Genomic DNA, 16563 nt, shown 5'->3' on the forward strand with positions numbered 1-16563 from the left:
GTGTTCATAAATGCACATACGAAAAACAGATATCCCGTTACTCTTTCAGCAATGGCAATTGGTTGAGCATATTTCTTAGTTTGATGGCGATGCGTGGCATCGGTTCGGCTATGGTCAGGCTTATCAGGTCATAGTCGGAGGCAATATCATTTATCACACGGATCACTTCATCCATCTTCATTCCGTCAGGTTCGACACCGACACCGGCAATGATTTCGGCAGGGTCCAACACGTCCAGGTCGAAATGAACAACGACCTTCGAGGCGCCGGTCCCTTTCAGCCATTCCATGACCGCCGCGCTGTTATTGGCAACCTCTTCCGGTGAAAGGCCCTTTATCCCCAGTTCTTTCTGACGTTCCTGCATACCTTTATCCCATGAGCGCAATCCCACGAGCAACGCTTTCGAAGCATCGACCTTTCCGGGCAGCGTGCCGATAATTTCCTCGTCACCCATCCCCAGGCAGGCGGTTAAAGCCATGGCATGATAGCCTTTATAGTCATCGTAAGGCAGATTTATATCGGGATGGGCATCGATCCAGACAATCGCCACATCATCCGGATATTTCGCAGCCAGATAAGTAAACGGCACGACACTCACCGAACATTCGCCACCGAGCGTAACGATCTTTTCCGGAGCGTTTTCCCCGATTATTCCGAGGGCGGCTTTCGTCTGCTTCAGGATTACGTTGCGGGCACTGACCCCTTTTTCCGTTTTCCGGTCGTTTATATCCAGTGAAACCGGTACTTCCACTGTCTTTTGCGAACTCTCGGGAGCCAGGAAGTTCAGTAACTGAGCTCCTAAATAATACCCTCTTGAAGCATCGTCTGCCGGAATATCGGGCATCCAGTGATCCACAATTCCACCCTGCCATTGCGGGTAGATCAAACGAAGTGTTGATGTTTTATTTTCCATATTCTGATTATTTGTAAATACTTTATCGTGTGCGTATGCCGAAGCTACGCCAATGAATAAAACAATTGATAATAATAACTTTTTCATGGTGCTGTCTTTTGATACAAAGGTAAATGGTAGGGGACAATCCTGCAAGTACGGCTGAATTATTCATATACTGATAAATTTATCACTATACTGACTGACAGGGGGTATACCAGCTTTTTTTGCAGGTGTCCTGTTTTAATTTGTATCTTTATACCAAAATAACAAGTATGTATAAGAAGAAAATACCTTTTGACATTGACTGTGGCATAAAGATCACTATGGAAGTGATCGGAGGGAAGTGGAAGAGTTGCATCATCCAGGAACTGTGTACAGGGGCGAAGCGTCCGAGTGAGCTTCACCGCCTGTTTGAAGATGCCAGCCCGCGGGTCATAAACCAGCAACTGAAAGAACTGGAAATGCACGGGATGATAAAGAAAAAGATATTTAAGGAACTGCCTCCTCATTCCGAATATTCCATAACGGAAACAGGTAAAACCCTGCTTCCGATTATCGAACAGATGGAGAGATGGGGAGACAGTTTCCGTCCGGAGATGAAAAAGATTCTCGGGATAAAGGACTGAGAGGGCTGTCCCGACCCGGATGAACGCGAGTGAAACGTACGTATTTTCCGAAAGGTAGCGGAAACGGGCATTCATACGGTCGCGCTGCTTCTTGGTGTAGCACACGAAGGTAGGATACTTATCCAGGAAGTTTCCCATATCGAGCACGCGCAGGCCCAGATCATGGTAGTAGTTGTTCGACGACGGACTATTGTCTTCGTCGGTCAGGTCTTTCCATTCCACCGGCTTGTCGACGGTGTAGGCCAGGAAGCGGCTGAAAAGACCGTCGTCGGCCGAAGGGATAAAACGGGTGAACTGTCCGAAAGTACCCGAGAGCAGGATACCCATCAGCGGACGCGCACAATGTTCGTAGCCGGTTGTGTTGCTTTTGAATTGAACTTCATCCGTTTTGATCCTTATCAATATATTTTAAGTAACCTTTTACTGGTATTCTGTCGAGTTTTGTATGTTTTAATTAGATTTGAAGGTTGATATCTGCTATGGAACGAAATAAGTCTTCAAAAATACTTTCGTTTGAAATCTGGTCTTTGTTAAGGCTTTCTATATCTTCGTTTATCTCATTTAAACGAGAGAGGATAAGTTCCATTTGCTTGTGTAGTTCAGCCAATTCCAAATTATCGCTTTTATATGAAGCGATATATTGCCTCACTCTGACAAATGCTCTCATTATGTTTATATTGACTTGTACTGCTATGGACGAACGTAATATTCCTGAAAGCATGGCAACTCCTTGCTCTGTAAAGGCGTATGGCAAATAACGTGATCCACCTCAAGTTGGTTAATTCCTCTTCTGTCAGTTGAAACATAAAATCAGCTGGAAAACGATCTAAATTACGTTTAACAGCTTTATTTAGGTTTTTGGTTTCAACTTCATATAATTCGGCGAGGTCACTATCCAACATCACGCGCTGTCCGCGTAATTCGAATATTTTGTTTTCAATGCATAAATCTTTCATAGTTATAAATTTTTAGTTGTTGTTATTCCGACAAATGTAGATGTTATTTTATAAATGAACTTATTTTTATTGTAATAATTATGTCCAAACTCAAACGAATCATCGAATTTATCCTAGCCCTGCTTAACTTTTTGTTTCACTTTAAATCTATACCTGATGACGAAACTCCCGACATGGCCGACCCGTATCCGTCTCCTGTACCGCCTGCTGTGCGGTCTCCTGAAACACGGACTGATCCTCTGTTTGAAACTATCCCTTAGGATACGTTTCCGCTGACCACCATCCCCGTCACGAAGAATGAACCGTTGTTCTTCATGACGGGGATTTTGTTTACAGAATATGTCTTATTCTTTTAACTAAAGATAAAATCACACAACATAATAAACTAAAAGACACCTTTTTATGTTTACCCGGAAATTAAAATACAGACAAAAAACATGATGATGAAAACAGAAAGAATCTTACCTGTGGATCTTTATAATTCCGTGTCGACACCGGAACTGAAACTTGAAAGTTCGCTGAAGATCCTCTATGTGAAAGAGGGTGAAGACGATAAATTACTACCGCTGGATTCGGGAACGTTGGTCGTGATCTGTACCGGAGGTACTTTTCGTTGCAAGGCTTTGCATCACCTGTATGAAGTGGCTCCCGGGCAACTCCTTCTGCTGGCGAGCGATGATGTGACGGAGGTAAAGCCTTTTCATGATACCGGGTTTACAGGGATCATCGTTTACGTTTCGGAAGAGTTGCTGATCAACCGGCAACGTCTCGTCTACCGCGATATCCCTTCGGACGAGGTCGAGGAAACACGGATTTATCTGCGCCTGATCGAATCGCAGATCGAACAGATGAAAGAGATGCGTGCGAAGGTGGTCGAATCGTTGCTCCGGGCTCTAATCATAAACTTACAACAGGGAAAAACGATCATCGACGCGCCGAAAACAGAAAATTCACTCTTTTTTCAACAATTTGCGACCTTAATTAGCAGATATCACCATTCTCCTGCGTACTTTTACGCGGAGAAACTAGGGATCACCTCGCAGGAACTGAATATCCGGTGTAAACAAGGTGCCGGAATATCCGCCGCCGAGTGGATCAGCGAGTTCGTATTGCTGGAAGCAAAAGACCTGTTATCGAAGACCCGTCTGCGTCCTTCGCAGATCGCCACGATGCTGGGCTTTGCCAACCACGATACTTTTTCACGCTGGTTCCGCAGGCATACGGGCGAGATCCCAACCGAATGGAGGTAATATAAATTGGGTAGTATGAATTTATCATTTGAGAACAGCAAGATTAAAGGGAAAGTCGTTTTATCGGATTCGTTGCATGAAAGTCCGGCATTGTTGAAGGACAAGTCTTTGTATAAGTTTATCTGGGTGCTGTCAGGACGGTTGGAGCTGGATGTCGATCATCAGTCGGTCGTACTGGAAGCAGGCCAGCTGCTGACTTTATCGCATCTGCATCATCTGGAGTTTGTCCGGGTGGAGGGCGAATATCTCTCGCTGTTGTTCAATGGTAATTTCTATTGTATCTATGGCAATGACCATGAGGTGTCGTGCAACGGACTGTTGTTTCATGGTTCCTCGCATGTGGTGATTTTCGATCTCTCCGACGACGAGAAGCGGAAGATCCGGACCTTAACGGACATCATGCGCGAGGAGTTTGAAAGCCGCGACCACCTGCAGGATGAAATGCTCCGTGTGTTACTGAAACGTTTTATTATATTATGTACACGCATCGCGGAGAATCGGCAGGGGGTGAGGACGGAAAACGGCATGCAGTTTGAGACGATCCGTAAGTTTTATGTCCTGGTCGATACCTGGTTCAAGGAAAAGAAGCAGGTGCAGGAATATGCCGATATGCTGAACAAATCGCCGAAGACGTTGGCAAACCTCCTTTCCACCTACCAGCAACCCTCTGCCATACGCATCATCCACAACCGCATTCAGGCAGAAGCCGAACGCCTGTTACTCTACTCCTCCAAAAGCTCCAAAGAGATCGCCCTGATGCTGGGCTTCGAAGACCAGGCCACCTTCAGCCGCTTCTTCAAGAACGCAACCGGAATGAGTGCAACCGAGTACAGGAAGAAGAATAAGATTATTAAAGAATAGTAGATGTCTTATCCGATGTGAAGAGGTTGTCTAAAAAGTCACTCATTCTCCTTGAGAATTGAATATTTGAAATCAATCTCAGATAGGTATTCGAATAAAACAGAGTCAAAAATACTTTTTAGACGGTCCCTTCAAATTTTATCAATAAATAAACTACCCGTAATCAAAGTAACTCAGCTATTACAGGTCTATTTGCCGTCAGTTTTAACTGACGGATAGTTAATGTGTATATTATTCTTTAACTTTAGTCACATTTCTTCTTGAATTTATATACACGCATAAACTCCTCATACTCTTCCTGAAAGCTTTTATGACGATGATGTTCTTCCTGATTAAGTATATAATTACTAACTGCTGCAAGCTGGCTTTCTCCGATGGAGACAGAAAAATAATCATCCTGCCATTCCAGACGTTGCCCATATTGTTTATTAAACCAGTGAGAAGCTTCACCTTTAATGAGTTGTAATACTTTAGACGGAATTTGATCTTTTCCCAGATAGAGTATAAGATGTAGATGGTCTACATAACCTCCAACCAAACTAACCCATATACCTTTCTCTTTGGCATTGGCACAGATATGGGCAAAAAGAGTTTTACGCTGACTGCAGTCGGACAGTAAAGGTTGACGGTTTCTGGTACTCCAGACACAGTGTAAGATAATTTTTACATAGCTCATATATTTCTTTTGTTAAGGGGGATTTCCCCGGTTAAATCGACATTCTTTACAAAGGTAATATTATTAAAGAGAAATGGGACTAAAGTCCAGGAATAATATATCCATTAACTATCCGTCAGTTGAAACTGACGGCAAATGAACCTGTAACTAAGCCAGCCTTGTTTATGAACGATCGCTTATGCTCGAATAGGTTCAATTATTTCTATATTCGATAGCGAAGCCTAACTCTCAACTGTCACTTGTCAACTGTCAACTGTCAACTGAAAAAATGTTTCACATTTTTTCTTATTTAGCCAAATCGCCAACTTTTCAGGAAAAATAGATATCCTCTTAACCGTCTGCATTCTCTACTTTTGTATCGTCGACCTTTGCTATTAGGGCGGGGGATAGATAACAATTATCAGAATATAGATAAAATTTTACGAACAATTAGGTTAAAACAGCTGTTCTGTTAATAACTTAGTCTAAAAAAAGAGGAGGATTGTAGGATGAAAAAGTACGATGCAATTATCATTGGGTTTGGTAAAGCCGGTAAAACACTTGCCGCAGAGTTGGGAAACAGAGGCTGGAATGTCGCTATTATCGAGCGTTCGTCCGGTATGTACGGAGGAACCTGTATCAATATCGGTTGTATCCCGACGAAAAGGCTGGTGCATATGTCGAAAGTCATTTCCTACCGCAAACCTTCTTCCTTCGAACAGTATGCCGAAGAGTTCCGCCAGGCGATTGCCGGGAAAAGGGAACTGACCTCGCTGCTGCGTAAAAAGAATTTCGACAACCTCGACTCAAAAGATACCGTGACTGTCTATACAGGCATCGCCTCTTTCCGTTCTCCTTACGAAATAGAAGTAAAAGCAGGTAACGAAACCCTCCTCCTGGAAGGTAAAAAGATATTCATCAATACGGGAGCATCTACCATCATCCCACCCATCAAAGGTATAGATGGAAATCCGTTTGTCTACACCAGTACCTCGATCATGGAACTGGACAAACTACCACGTCGGCTGGTGATTGTAGGCGGCGGTTATATCGGCCTGGAATTCGCCTCCATGTTTGCCGGTTTCGGTTCGGAAGTGATCGTGCTGGAAGGGGGAGACAAGTTCATTGCCCGCGAAGACCGCGACATTGCCGATGCGGTAAAAACGGTACTCGAAAAGAAAGGAATCACCATCCGTCTGAACGCTTCGGTACAGTCGATTGAACACAATGGCTCCGGAGTTGTTATAACATATAAAGAGAAAGAAGGAAACGAAGTACAACTTCCCGCCGACGCTGTGCTGCTGGCAACCGGACGCCGTCCGAACACCACAGACCTGCATCCGGAAGCTGCGGGGATAAAGATCTCCGACCGGGGAGCCGTCATCGTGGACGACCATCTGCGCACCAATGTCCCGAATATCTGGGCAATGGGCGATGTGACGGGCGGTCTTCAATTTACCTACATCTCTCTGGACGATTATCGTGTGATAAAAGACCAGCTGTTCGGTAACGGACGGCGAACGAAGGATGACCGTGTGGCGGTTGCCTATTCCGTATTCATCGATCCCCCGCTGTCACGCATCGGGATGGGAGAGGAAGAGGCGCTGCGTTCCGGAAGGAAAATAAGCATTGCACGGATGCCGGCTGCTGCATTCCCGCGGACACGTACCTTCGAACAGACGGACGGACTGCTGAAAGCGATCGTCGATACGGAAACAGGCGAGATACTGGGATGTACCCTTTTCTGTGCCGAGTCGACCGAGGTGATCAACACCGTATCGCTGGCCATACGTGCCGGAAAAGACTATACATTCCTTCGGGACAGTATTTATACGCATCCGTCGATGAGTGAATCGTTGAACGATTTGTTTGCATTAATAAAATAACGAAATATAAAATAGAACAAAACATGAAGAAAGCTGATATCGGACTGATTGGTCTCGCCGTGATGGGTGAGAACCTGGCTCTAAATATGGAAAGCAAAGGTTTTACCGTTGCAGTATATAACCGTAGTTTCCCCGGCGAAGAAGGAGTGGTGGACCGCTTCGTGAACGGCCGTGGAAAAGGAAAGAATTTTATCGCTACCCATTCGATCGAAGAACTGGTGGATGCCGTGAAGCGTCCCCGCATCATTATGATGATGATCAAGGCCGGTGCTCCGGTCGACGAAATGATCGAACAGCTCTTGCCTCATATGTCGCCCGGCGACGTGATCATCGACGGAGGCAACTCCGACTTCCATGATACGGAACGCCGTGTGAAAGAGGTGGAAGCCAAAGGTCTGTATTTTGTCGGATCAGGTATTTCGGGAGGTGAAGAAGGTGCCTTGCACGGCCCTTCTATCATGCCCGGAGGATCTCCCGAAGCATGGCCCATCGTAAAGGATATTTTACAGAGTATCGCAGCCAAGCTGGATGACGGTAAGCCTTGTTGCCAATGGATCGGCGAAGGCGGTGCCGGGCACTTTGTCAAGATGGTGCACAACGGCATCGAGTACGGTGACATGCAGCTGATCTCCGAAGCCTATTCCCTGTTGAAGAACCGGAAAGGCCTGGACAATGATGAAATGTCCGTCGTCTTTGAAGAATGGAACAAGGGCGAACTGGATAGTTTCCTGATCGAGATCACCACGAACATACTCCGCTTCCGCGACGAAGACGGCAAGCCGTTGCTGGATAAGATACTCGACGTTGCCGGCCAGAAAGGAACGGGAAAATGGAGTGCCATCGCCGCAATGGACGAGAACGATCCGTTGACGCTGATTACCGAGGCCGTGTACGCCCGTATGCTGTCCGCCCTCTCTGACGAACGCGAAAAGGCTTCCGGCTTGTATCCGGAACCGGTGCAGTTGGGTGAAAACCTGTATGTGGAAGAGATACGCCAGGCATTGTATGCTGCCAAGCTGATCTCTTATGCGCAGGGATTCTCCCTGATCCGCCGTGCTTCCGAACGTTATGGCTGGAAACTGGATTTCGGGACGATCGCACAGATCTGGCGTAAGGGTTGCATCATCCGTTCCGTCTTTCTGCAGAAGATCACGGAGGCTTACCGGAAGAATCCGGAACTCGAAAACCTGTTGTTCGACGATTTCTTCCGCACCAAGATACAGTCTGCTTTACCTTCCTGGCGTAAAGTCGTTGCGGAAGGTGCCCTGAGCGGTGTCGCCCTACCGGCCATGAGTTCCGCCCTGAGTTATTTCGACGGGTTGCGTACCCAGAGCTCGGCAGCCAACCTGATACAGGCGCAGCGTGACTATTTCGGTGCTCACACGTATGAACGGACAGACCGCGACCGTGGTATTTTCTTCCACACCAACTGGACGGGCGAAGGGGGTAATACGGTTTCAGGAACCTATACAGTTTAACAAGTGGAGGACCGGAGAATGAAAAGAGCAAACGACCAACTACTTGTTATTTTCGGGGCATCGGGCGACCTGACGGGCCGCAAGTTGCTGCCCGCACTTTTTGAATTGTTCATCGGCGATATGTTGCCCGAACATTTTGCCATACTGGGAGCTGCACGTACAGCGTTTACGGATGATGAGTTCCGTGCCGAACAACGTAAACATATCCTGGAAGCACGGGGAAATAAGGAAACAAACAGCGCAGATCTGGATAGATTCCTCCAGATACTGTTCTACCTGGCATTCGATTCGACCAAATCCGCCGAATATGTGAAACTGAAAGACCGTGTACATCTGTTGCTGCAACAAGAGAATATCCCGGACAGGATCATGTATTATCTGGCTACACCGCCGCTGATGTACGAGCTGGTACCGAAGTACCTGCAGGAAAACGGCATGAACGTGGCGGAATCGGAAGACGGCTGGCGTCGCGTGATCGTCGAGAAGCCTTTCGGTACAAGCCTGGAGACGGCGCAGGAGCTGAACAAGCATCTCTGCCGCATCTTCGACGAGAACGAGATTTACCGTATCGACCATTACCTGGGTAAGGAGACGGTGCAGAACATCCTGGTACTCCGTTTCTCCAACGGTATTTTCGAACCGTTATGGAACCGTAATTATGTCGATTCGGTGGAGATCAGCGCATCCGAAACATTGGGCGTGGAGAACCGCGGTAAATACTATGACGGGGCAGGGGCCCTGCGTGATATGATTCAGAATCACCTCATGCAGCTGATGGCGTTTGCCGCTATGGAATCGCCCGCCGTGTTCGATCCTGAACCTATCCGCGACGAGATCGTGAAGGTCTTCCGTGCCATCCGTCCTTATACGATCCGCGAGATCAACGAACAGGTGGTCCGCGGGCAGTACGACGGCTATCGTGAAGAGAAGAATGTCGCGCCGGATTCGAATACGGAAACCTATGTCGGCATGAAGTTCTTCATCGACAACTGGCGTTGGAGCGGTGTGCCGTTCTACTTCTTTACGGGGAAGAAACTGCCGGAGAAGTCGTCGGAGATCGTTATCCATTTCAAATCGACACCCCATCAGCTTTTTGCCGGACAATGCTCGGGCAGTTCATGTAACAAGCTGGTGATCCGTATCCAGCCGGACGAGAGCATCACGCTGCGTTTCGGCCTGAAGATGCCGGGTGCCGGATTCACAGTGAAGCAGGTAGGGATGGAGTTCCGCTACGATTCACTGTCAAAGACCCATTTGCCGGATGCTTACGAGCGTCTGTTGCTGGATGCCATGCTGGGCGATTCGACCTTGTATGCACGTAGCGACGCTTTGGAAGCCAGCTGGCGCTTTATCGACCCGATCCTGCATCACTGGAAAGAGGAAGGTTCGAAGAATCTCTTCTTCTACGAACCGGGGCAGAACGGGCCATTGGAAAGAATGATGTTAGGCGCAGACTCAGCAGGAGACTCCTGCGATTCCTGCGGTTAAACAACGTAGGGGCAGTTCGTGAATCGCCCCCTCAAATGAGAAACATATGAAAATAGAGAATTACAAAGACAACAAGGAGGCTTTGCGGGCTTTGACCAGCCAATTGATGGATTATATGGCCCGTAAAGAAGAGCAGACGCCGTTCAACCTGGCTTTGTCGGGTGGCGAGACAGCCAAACAGATGTTTGCTCTATGGGCGGATGAGTATAAAGATAAGATCGACTGGGAGAACATGCGTTTCTTCTGGGTGGACGAGCGTTGTGTGCCGCCGACAGATGCGGAGAGTAATTTCGGGCATGCGAACAAGTTATTGTTCGAACCCCTGCAGATACCTAAAGATCATATTCACCGGATCCACGGTGAAGGAGAACCCGGCACGGAGGCAATGCGTTATTCGCGTATCGTGAAGGAATATCTGCCTCGTCACGGGCAGTTCCCGTATTTCGATTGTATCATCCTGGGGATAGGAGGCGATTCGCATACGGCATCCATCTTCCCGGATAATCTGCCGTTGCTGACGGACAGCCGGAATTATGCCGTATCGCAGCATCCGGAATCGGGACAGTTCCGTATTACGATGACGGGTCCGCTTATCCTGAACGGTTCGCCGCTGCTTGTCCCCGTGTTGGGTAAAGGCAAGGCGGCTGCGATAGAGGAGTTGAAGCAGGGGTATTCGGCTACGAATGCAACACCGGCTGCTTATATCCTGTCGCATGCGGTAGATTCGATCGTTTATACGACATTGTGATGAAAGGATAGAAGTCCTTGACTTTATATATAGAAAGAGGTGCACCGAAAAGCTTTTTAGGCTTTCGATGCATCTCTTTTGTCGGGTTAATAGCTCTTGACTGGAATGTTAAAATGCTCGGATGCAACGCACGCTTTGATTGTTGCTTTTTGTTCTGCTGCTTAGAGTACCATCGTCAAAGGCTATGGTAAAAGCTGTATTGGCATCGTTCTCCGTGGAGCTCCAATGGGTATTGAGTTTGAATGCGCGTCCTCCTATTGAGGTCAGCGTGTTATCCAATATTTTATTATTATTTGTATATATCGTATAAAGTTCCGCTAACTCATTCTTTGAAGGAATATACCAGGGACTATTATCACTGCCGTTTGCTTCATATGCCTGGTTAAACACTTCATATTTCGTTTTAAAGTCAGCATTACTTCCATATTGAGTGAGCAGTTTCTGGGTTCCCAGCGATCCGTCCGTTTCGTTGCGGATACTTTGTCCGATGGCTCCGACTGCTGATTCATCAACACCCACAGGTCCCCATACCTGAGCTGTAACATAATCTTTCGCCATGATCTTACCTTTGATCTTGTTTGTAGGATCTATCCAGTACACGACACCGATAGCCGTTTTGCTCTTGTCTATCGTGGTTGACCAGGTATTATCCGAGTAATAGCAGTCGCCAACCTTCGGGTCCACATCTGTATCTTCCTGTTCGCTCGTCCAGTCTTTATCGATATCCACTGTTATTTTCGTGACAGTTGAAGGCTCGTCTTCGATAACCAGCAGGCTTCCGGCAGCATTGACGCAATAGTTGCGTTTGGCTGGGATTCCGGCAGGTAGGGTAATCGTCTTCAGTTTCTTACCGCTTGCCGTTGTCGCTGTAAACTCCATTGTGATTTCACCTATCGTACCGTCCGCTTCGGCAAAGAAATATTGGGAAAAGATCGTTTTGCAGGAAGAACTCTTGATGGTGATATCCTTGCCGTTATCAAATTCGTTTGCGTTGCCTTTTACTTCCCAGTTCTTTGATCCGGAGACAGTACCGGTGGCCACATTCAGCAAGCTGGGAACGGAGAATGTGATATTCATGCTATTGAAGTAACCGAAGTTTGTGGCATCCTTTTCCGCAATGGTCAGCTTGGTGAGCGGACGCGTGAGAGTTACTTTCAGGTCATTCAGGGCGCTAGCCTCTTTGGTGAAGTTTTTGGAGGCATAAAAAGCGTCGCAGTCTGCGGGAGTTGTGCTTCCTTGTTTCATCTCTACGGCTTGTAATCCTGTGGAGCCATCTGTTGTATAATATTTGTCGGGATAATGTGCTACACTGTTCAGTCCGGCAATGGTAACAGGTGAGGAAGATGCGGTGGCGTCCATATAATCTGCCCAAAGCAACGCCTTGTAGTTCCCGGAATTAGTCAGTTCGAATTCGAAAGTGAGATCGCTTGTTCCGGTGGTGCACATTTCCTGACGCACTTTGAGTACGGTAAGATCCTCATCCCACACTTCGAGCACGCAACGCAGTTGATGATTTGCCGGTGCAGAGGGCACGGTACGTGTTTCAACCTTTGCAAAATCAGCAGGCAACGACGCGGTAAGGCTCACCCGACTGCCCGGATTATTGGTTTGCAGCACATTGGCGGGTTCGTCCTGGCTGCACGAGGTTATCAATCCCAGAAGGGTGATTAACCAAAGATAAAGATTGTTCTTCTTCATTGTTTCTAACATTTTGATGTTTAATTATTATATTTTGTTCGTCGATCATTTGAGCAGACCGTCGAGGTCTATGTCTATATTTCCTTCAAAATCATCGTCAATATCCACGCCTCCTTGCATCTCGTTGGTGAGGAAACGGGCACGGACAGTGGTGAGATGTCCACGGCAGTAGGGCACTTCGAGGCCGGTAGTGCGTGCGACGACCGTACCTCTTTCATCCTGTATCTCTATCGAGAGCTGGACGAACGATTCCATGCCGTTCACAAATATGTAGTCTGTCCCGATACTACATTCCTCTGCGCCGTCCGTGGGAATAGTGAGCGGGACGGTGTATTGCACTCCCGTCTGCGAATCGGCAGGCTTACCCGACAGGACGTTGAATACGGTTGGCAGATAGAAGCCGTAAGCGAATGTGACGTTGAAGGCTTTGCCTCCGGACCGTTGTTTGCGGGTCTTGCGCAGAAAGTCCTTTACGTCCGTAGCGATCAGTTCATATTTTGCCAGCGGACGGACCATATCCACCGATACCTGCACTTTAGCGTTCCATTCATCCCGGTAGGGACGCAGGTCGAGTGGTGTAGTTCCGTAGAGGCAATCCCGGTAGTCGGTGCTACCTGTATAGGGAACGGTACAACCTACGTATTGTAAATCCTCCGTGTCGTAATACAGGTCGGTGCCTGAGTTTGCTTTCACGTAGTCGGTCCATACGGCGAGAGTGTACTCCACGGCATGCAGGCGGAGATTGATAGGAAGGGAGATTTGTTTGTTTTCAGTTTCGGCTTCATCCAGTATCGTTACTTGGCGTGTTTCGGCATGTCCGTCTCTCCGGGCTTCGATGATGAAGCGGCGTCGGTAATCGGAAGTAGCTTTCGTGGTTCCGGTCCGGACGTTCTTTTGTGTGATGATTTCGAGCGGAACGAGTTCGAGGTCGAGTGTCACTTCTGTGTTGATTTGTACCAGTGTGGGGTCGATACCCTCTTCACCTTCTTCGGTTATCGTGGGATAATCGTGTACGCAGCTGCCCAGCATGGAGAGTAACATGAACAACAGGATGGAATATTGTTTCTTCATGGTCGCTTACTTTTTTAAGTTGAACCGGTAGACAATCGACAGACCTACACGTGTGATGCCCCAATAGTTCCGGGTGTGCGTGTCGATGCATGCGCCGTTGTCTATATTATAATAGGTGTCGTATTTCATGTTGGCATAACCGGCGCCGAGGGTAAATTCTCCTGCCCAATGTTCATTGAACGGCAACAGATAACCGTAACTGATGCCTGCACCCACGAACGGACGATCGGTATCCTGATAGCGGTCGCGGTTCCACCGGACATTGAACCAGCCCATGTGCGCATGAATACCGAAGAAGTGTCCTCTGCCAGGCTTGGAAAGCCAGTAACGCCCTTCAGGTTGGATGACAAAGGTTTTTACAGCATGCTGGCTACCGATATGCCACGGACACCATAATACGGGTAATTCTACGGAAACATGTTTCGTGATTTGCACGTCTGCCGCCATGTTCATAATCGTTCCTGCCCAAGCTGCCAGGTTGGTTTTTACGGCAAGGTATCTATTCGCCGTAGGAACCGGAGCAGTAGGAGAGATATTGCCAATCGCTTTGTCGGATGGAGGCAGAGCGTTTGCTATTGTCGTGATGAAGATCATACAAGCGGAAAATAGTGCGGAGATGATGTTGCGGAGTGTTTGGGATGGAATAAGTCGTGTTGCCATATATATACGTAGTGTGTTTGAATAAAGGGAATCGTTTATCCGGAGACCGGATGTGAGCGTATCTGGGTGTCGGATGCGGTGATGATTGTTGGAGGTGAGTGGGATAACACGAATGTTGATTTTATTCTTCGTAGGATCGATTTAGCCTTCGGTCCTATAAAGGCACCGTCAACACCGAGTGAGTTGGTTACAAAACCAAATTCTACGGTAGAAGCAGAGTATAACTTATCCTTTGCAACGTCCATCAGATCGTTGTAGGTGGTTCTCAATTCGGAAGCAGTGAATTTACTTTTACCTTTGGCGGCGATCTGACAAAGGTTGTCGATAAAGCGGCGTGCCACGTAGGTAATATTCAATGTGAAGTCGTCTTCACACTCTGTCAGCATGTTAGCGACGAGGTTGCCGGTGATGCTACGTTTCTTTGGTTCATTTGTAGCCATAATCTTTGAGATTTAATTAGTTCGTATAGAACTATGTCTTAATAAAAATAGGCGTGCGTTTTGAAATGAAAAACATACTAAAAAATGTGTTGATCCTTTTTTTACCACCTCCAAAAACATAAAGTACCTACTGGGTTTATATAAAATTAAGTTTTTGGCAATTATCGTATTGGTACCCGATACAATTCCGCTTTCCTGACATAAAAGGTCTATTCTTTGCAAAAACACATACTTGCTTTATAAATTAACGGCTTTGTAGAGGTTGTGTTGATTTATTTCATACCTTTGAAAGCATAATTAACCTAGTTCTATACGAACTATGTCCTTCCCTTTTAACCATAAAAACGGTTTATCTGTAAAAGAATTAAAAAAACATCGTTCTACCGACAACAATTATCGTCTACAGGCTGTTAGAATAGTGTATCAACAATAAAATCAACGGTTATGACGAAGATAATGCAAACACTGTGGGACGAGAGCTCGGATCTGACCGACGAAGCGATGGCTTCGGATGCCTCTGTCCTGTCTAACACCTATACAGCAGGTGATATTAAAGACGTTACGGAAACAATAGAGGGCGGCAATCAGGAAGCTGATGACCTGAACGAAGAAAATGACGTCCCCTGACATACTAATTCCGGGAAAGATCGCGCACTAAGAGCTTGTTCTTACGCAAACACATGTACCCCTTTTAATTACAGGATGTATCCCCTTTTAAAAAAACGAAGCTCTGATCTTTCCTGGGATTTTTTTATTCTTTCCTTTCATATAGCCTAGCGTGTATCCGAATTTAAGGAGTGACTTTGTAGTCCGTTATATACTGAAACCTGCGTTTGGTCTATTATTATCCCCGTGTTTGTCTATTAATCTGCAACGCCATGCTTTGTTCGAATAGTTTTGCAGCGTATTAAACTGTAAACTTAAAGTGAATAAGGTATGAAGACTGCATGGTTGTGGATGATTTTACTGTTTGTTTCTGTATGTCAGGGTGTAAATGCCCAGGTTTGGCTGAAGACTGAGTATATCGGCTCTTCCGGCTTCCGCGATGCGGATAACCAAAAGGTTGGCGGCAAAGGGGATATGAAAGTGATACAGGGAGGCGTGAATATTCCCCTGTCTATGAAGATGGATGAAAATAACCATCCGACCGCCTGGATGGTGGGAGTGGGCGCAACGTACGCATCGATGAATAACAAGAACCTGGCGGGGTATGTCGATCTAAAAGAGATATTCAATGCCCAACTGGCAGTGTCATATATCCGCCCGTTGAATAAAAAATGGTCGCTGCTGGCAAGTGTCGGGGTGGGGACATTCATGGATACGCCCAACCTGTCGTATATCCGTTTCAATAATCTTATGGGAATAGGCATGGCTGCTGCGATCTGGCATCTGCGGGAGAACCTCGATGTGGGGATGGGACTAGCGTTGAATACGACGTTCGGTTATCCGATGGTCTTTCCGGCAGCTTTCGTGGATTGGCGGATCGAGGGACGTTATATGGTGAATGTCTCGATGATGGACGGGATCGAGCTGTCGGGCGGTATCCAGCTGCACAAGTTGATGCGCCTAAAGCTAGTCGCTTCGATGGGCGGAATGATGGCTTTGGTGGAGCATGGCGAGAAAGATCAGATATTTACGCAGCAGTATGTCGTCTGCGGACTTCAACCCGAACTGGTCTTGTCGAAATCGTTCTCCATCCCGCTAACGGTCGGAGTGTCGGCTTACCGTGCCGCTTATTATAGTGACCGGACATTGAAAGCATTCTTCAAAGGAGACGAATATGATCCGCATTTCATGCCTTCCTTTTATGCAAGTCTAGCCTTGAAATATGGTTTCTAAGTCGATGACGTT

General features: G+C 47.0%; 15 protein-coding genes and 2 pseudogenes. 9 read left to right on the top strand and 8 right to left on the bottom strand.

The genetic code is table 11. The features are described 5' to 3' along the window. Positions 1 to 37: 37 nt before the first annotated feature. A complete protein-coding gene (locus tag DWX23_RS01625) occupies positions 38 to 913 on the bottom strand; it encodes an arginase family protein (protein ID WP_233587490.1) in 876 nt (291 codons plus the stop codon). Positions 914 to 1167: 254 nt separating this feature from the next. On the opposite strand from DWX23_RS01625, the gene DWX23_RS24835 reads away from it, so the two are divergent. Continuing rightward, positions 1168 to 1521, top strand: a complete 354-nt coding sequence (locus DWX23_RS24835; protein WP_183671731.1) for a helix-turn-helix domain-containing protein — start codon at positions 1168 to 1170, stop codon at positions 1519 to 1521. Positions 1522 to 1581: 60 nt separating this feature from the next. Here the strand turns inward: DWX23_RS24835 and DWX23_RS25250 are convergent. Further along, positions 1582 to 1923, bottom strand: a pseudogene (locus DWX23_RS25250) (DUF3987 domain-containing protein); the annotation flags it as partial. A gap of 52 nt (positions 1924 to 1975) precedes the next feature. Then, positions 1976 to 2477: pseudogene (locus tag DWX23_RS01635) on the bottom strand (ORF6N domain-containing protein). A 443-nt stretch (positions 2478 to 2920) separates the two neighbouring features. Between DWX23_RS01635 and DWX23_RS01645 the strand changes: the two are divergent. Both DWX23_RS01645 and DWX23_RS01650 read left to right on the top strand, forming a co-directional pair. Further along, positions 2921 to 3727, top strand: coding sequence for a helix-turn-helix domain-containing protein (locus DWX23_RS01645; protein ID WP_122373476.1), 807 nt, complete (start codon positions 2921 to 2923; stop codon positions 3725 to 3727). A gap of 15 nt (positions 3728 to 3742) precedes the next feature. Next, a complete protein-coding gene (locus tag DWX23_RS01650) occupies positions 3743 to 4588 on the top strand; it encodes a helix-turn-helix transcriptional regulator (RefSeq protein WP_122354486.1) in 846 nt (281 codons plus the stop codon). Positions 4589 to 4832: 244 nt separating this feature from the next. Here DWX23_RS01650 and DWX23_RS01655 read toward each other — a convergent pair whose 3' ends face one another. Then, positions 4833 to 5264 carry a transposase gene (locus DWX23_RS01655; RefSeq protein WP_122373160.1) on the bottom strand — a complete coding sequence of 144 codons (432 nt, stop codon included), beginning with the start codon at positions 5262 to 5264 and terminating at the stop codon, positions 4833 to 4835. Between the two features lie 488 nt (positions 5265 to 5752). On the opposite strand from DWX23_RS01655, the gene DWX23_RS01660 reads away from it, so the two are divergent. From DWX23_RS01660 to pgl, 4 genes are read left to right on the top strand one after another with little or no spacing between them, the layout of a single operon-like run. Continuing rightward, positions 5753 to 7129: an FAD-dependent oxidoreductase gene (locus DWX23_RS01660; RefSeq protein WP_122373161.1), complete on the top strand. Its 1377-nt coding sequence runs from the start codon at positions 5753 to 5755 to the stop codon at positions 7127 to 7129. Between the two features lie 23 nt (positions 7130 to 7152). Then, complete coding sequence (gene gnd / locus DWX23_RS01665) at positions 7153 to 8607, top strand: decarboxylating NADP(+)-dependent phosphogluconate dehydrogenase (RefSeq protein WP_122373162.1); 1455 nt, start codon at positions 7153 to 7155, stop codon at positions 8605 to 8607. Positions 8608 to 8625: 18 nt separating this feature from the next. After that, positions 8626 to 10095 (top strand): glucose-6-phosphate dehydrogenase, encoded by a 1470-nt coding sequence (gene zwf / locus DWX23_RS01670; protein ID WP_122373163.1) that lies wholly within the window; start codon positions 8626 to 8628, stop codon positions 10093 to 10095. 46 nt (positions 10096 to 10141) lie between these two features. After that, positions 10142 to 10843 (top strand): 6-phosphogluconolactonase, encoded by a 702-nt coding sequence (pgl, locus tag DWX23_RS01675; RefSeq protein WP_122373164.1) that lies wholly within the window; start codon positions 10142 to 10144, stop codon positions 10841 to 10843. A gap of 108 nt (positions 10844 to 10951) precedes the next feature. Here the strand turns inward: pgl and DWX23_RS01680 are convergent, their stop codons facing one another. The 4 genes from DWX23_RS01680 to DWX23_RS01695 are packed head-to-tail and all read right to left on the bottom strand — an operon-like array spanning position 10952 to position 14712. Continuing rightward, the gene (locus DWX23_RS01680; protein ID WP_158607038.1) at positions 10952 to 12541 is read right to left on the bottom strand and encodes a DUF6562 domain-containing protein; all 1590 of its coding nucleotides are present in this window, start codon (positions 12539 to 12541) and stop codon (positions 10952 to 10954) included. A gap of 45 nt (positions 12542 to 12586) precedes the next feature. Continuing rightward, complete coding sequence (locus DWX23_RS01685) at positions 12587 to 13612, bottom strand: DUF6562 domain-containing protein (protein ID WP_122373166.1); 1026 nt, start codon at positions 13610 to 13612, stop codon at positions 12587 to 12589. Positions 13613 to 13618: 6 nt separating this feature from the next. Next, positions 13619 to 14272, bottom strand: coding sequence for a DUF3575 domain-containing protein (locus DWX23_RS01690; RefSeq protein ID WP_229801049.1), 654 nt, complete (start codon positions 14270 to 14272; stop codon positions 13619 to 13621). A gap of 35 nt (positions 14273 to 14307) precedes the next feature. Next, entirely contained in the window at positions 14308 to 14712 is a 405-nt protein-coding gene (locus tag DWX23_RS01695; protein WP_233587460.1) for a hypothetical protein, read from the bottom strand. A gap of 444 nt (positions 14713 to 15156) precedes the next feature. Here DWX23_RS01695 and DWX23_RS01700 point away from each other — a divergent pair, with 444 nt between their 5' ends. Both DWX23_RS01700 and DWX23_RS01705 read left to right on the top strand, forming a co-directional pair. Further along, entirely contained in the window at positions 15157 to 15339 is a 183-nt protein-coding gene (locus DWX23_RS01700; protein ID WP_122373167.1) for a hypothetical protein, read from the top strand. A 309-nt stretch (positions 15340 to 15648) separates the two neighbouring features. Continuing rightward, complete coding sequence (locus tag DWX23_RS01705; protein WP_122373168.1) at positions 15649 to 16551, top strand: DUF6268 family outer membrane beta-barrel protein; 903 nt, start codon at positions 15649 to 15651, stop codon at positions 16549 to 16551. Positions 16552 to 16563: the final 12 nt, after the last annotated feature.

The organism is Parabacteroides sp. AF18-52, assembly GCF_003479145.1.
GTDB lineage: Bacteria > Bacteroidota > Bacteroidia > Bacteroidales > Tannerellaceae > Parabacteroides > Parabacteroides faecis.

Excerpts from the sequence above, each read along its gene's own strand:
- DWX23_RS01625 (WP_233587490.1), bottom strand. The coding sequence starts at position 913 with ATGGAAAATAAAACATCAACACTTCGTTTGATCTACCCGCAATGGCAG.
- DWX23_RS24835 (WP_183671731.1), top strand. The coding sequence starts at position 1,168 with ATGTATAAGAAGAAAATACCTTTTGACATTGACTGTGGCATAAAGATC.
- DWX23_RS01645 (WP_122373476.1), top strand. The coding sequence starts at position 2,921 with ATGAAAACAGAAAGAATCTTACCTGTGGATCTTTATAATTCCGTGTCG.
- DWX23_RS01650 (WP_122354486.1), top strand. The coding sequence starts at position 3,743 with ATGAATTTATCATTTGAGAACAGCAAGATTAAAGGGAAAGTCGTTTTA.
- DWX23_RS01655 (WP_122373160.1), bottom strand. The coding sequence starts at position 5,264 with ATGAGCTATGTAAAAATTATCTTACACTGTGTCTGGAGTACCAGAAAC.
- DWX23_RS01660 (WP_122373161.1), top strand. The coding sequence starts at position 5,753 with ATGAAAAAGTACGATGCAATTATCATTGGGTTTGGTAAAGCCGGTAAA.
- gnd (WP_122373162.1), top strand. The coding sequence starts at position 7,153 with ATGAAGAAAGCTGATATCGGACTGATTGGTCTCGCCGTGATGGGTGAG.
- zwf (WP_122373163.1), top strand. The coding sequence starts at position 8,626 with ATGAAAAGAGCAAACGACCAACTACTTGTTATTTTCGGGGCATCGGGC.
- pgl (WP_122373164.1), top strand. The coding sequence starts at position 10,142 with ATGAAAATAGAGAATTACAAAGACAACAAGGAGGCTTTGCGGGCTTTG.
- DWX23_RS01680 (WP_158607038.1), bottom strand. The coding sequence starts at position 12,541 with ATGAAGAAGAACAATCTTTATCTTTGGTTAATCACCCTTCTGGGATTG.
- DWX23_RS01685 (WP_122373166.1), bottom strand. The coding sequence starts at position 13,612 with ATGAAGAAACAATATTCCATCCTGTTGTTCATGTTACTCTCCATGCTG.
- DWX23_RS01690 (WP_229801049.1), bottom strand. The coding sequence starts at position 14,272 with ATGGCAACACGACTTATTCCATCCCAAACACTCCGCAACATCATCTCC.
- DWX23_RS01695 (WP_233587460.1), bottom strand. The coding sequence starts at position 14,712 with ATGGCTACAAATGAACCAAAGAAACGTAGCATCACCGGCAACCTCGTC.
- DWX23_RS01700 (WP_122373167.1), top strand. The coding sequence starts at position 15,157 with ATGACGAAGATAATGCAAACACTGTGGGACGAGAGCTCGGATCTGACC.
- DWX23_RS01705 (WP_122373168.1), top strand. The coding sequence starts at position 15,649 with ATGAAGACTGCATGGTTGTGGATGATTTTACTGTTTGTTTCTGTATGT.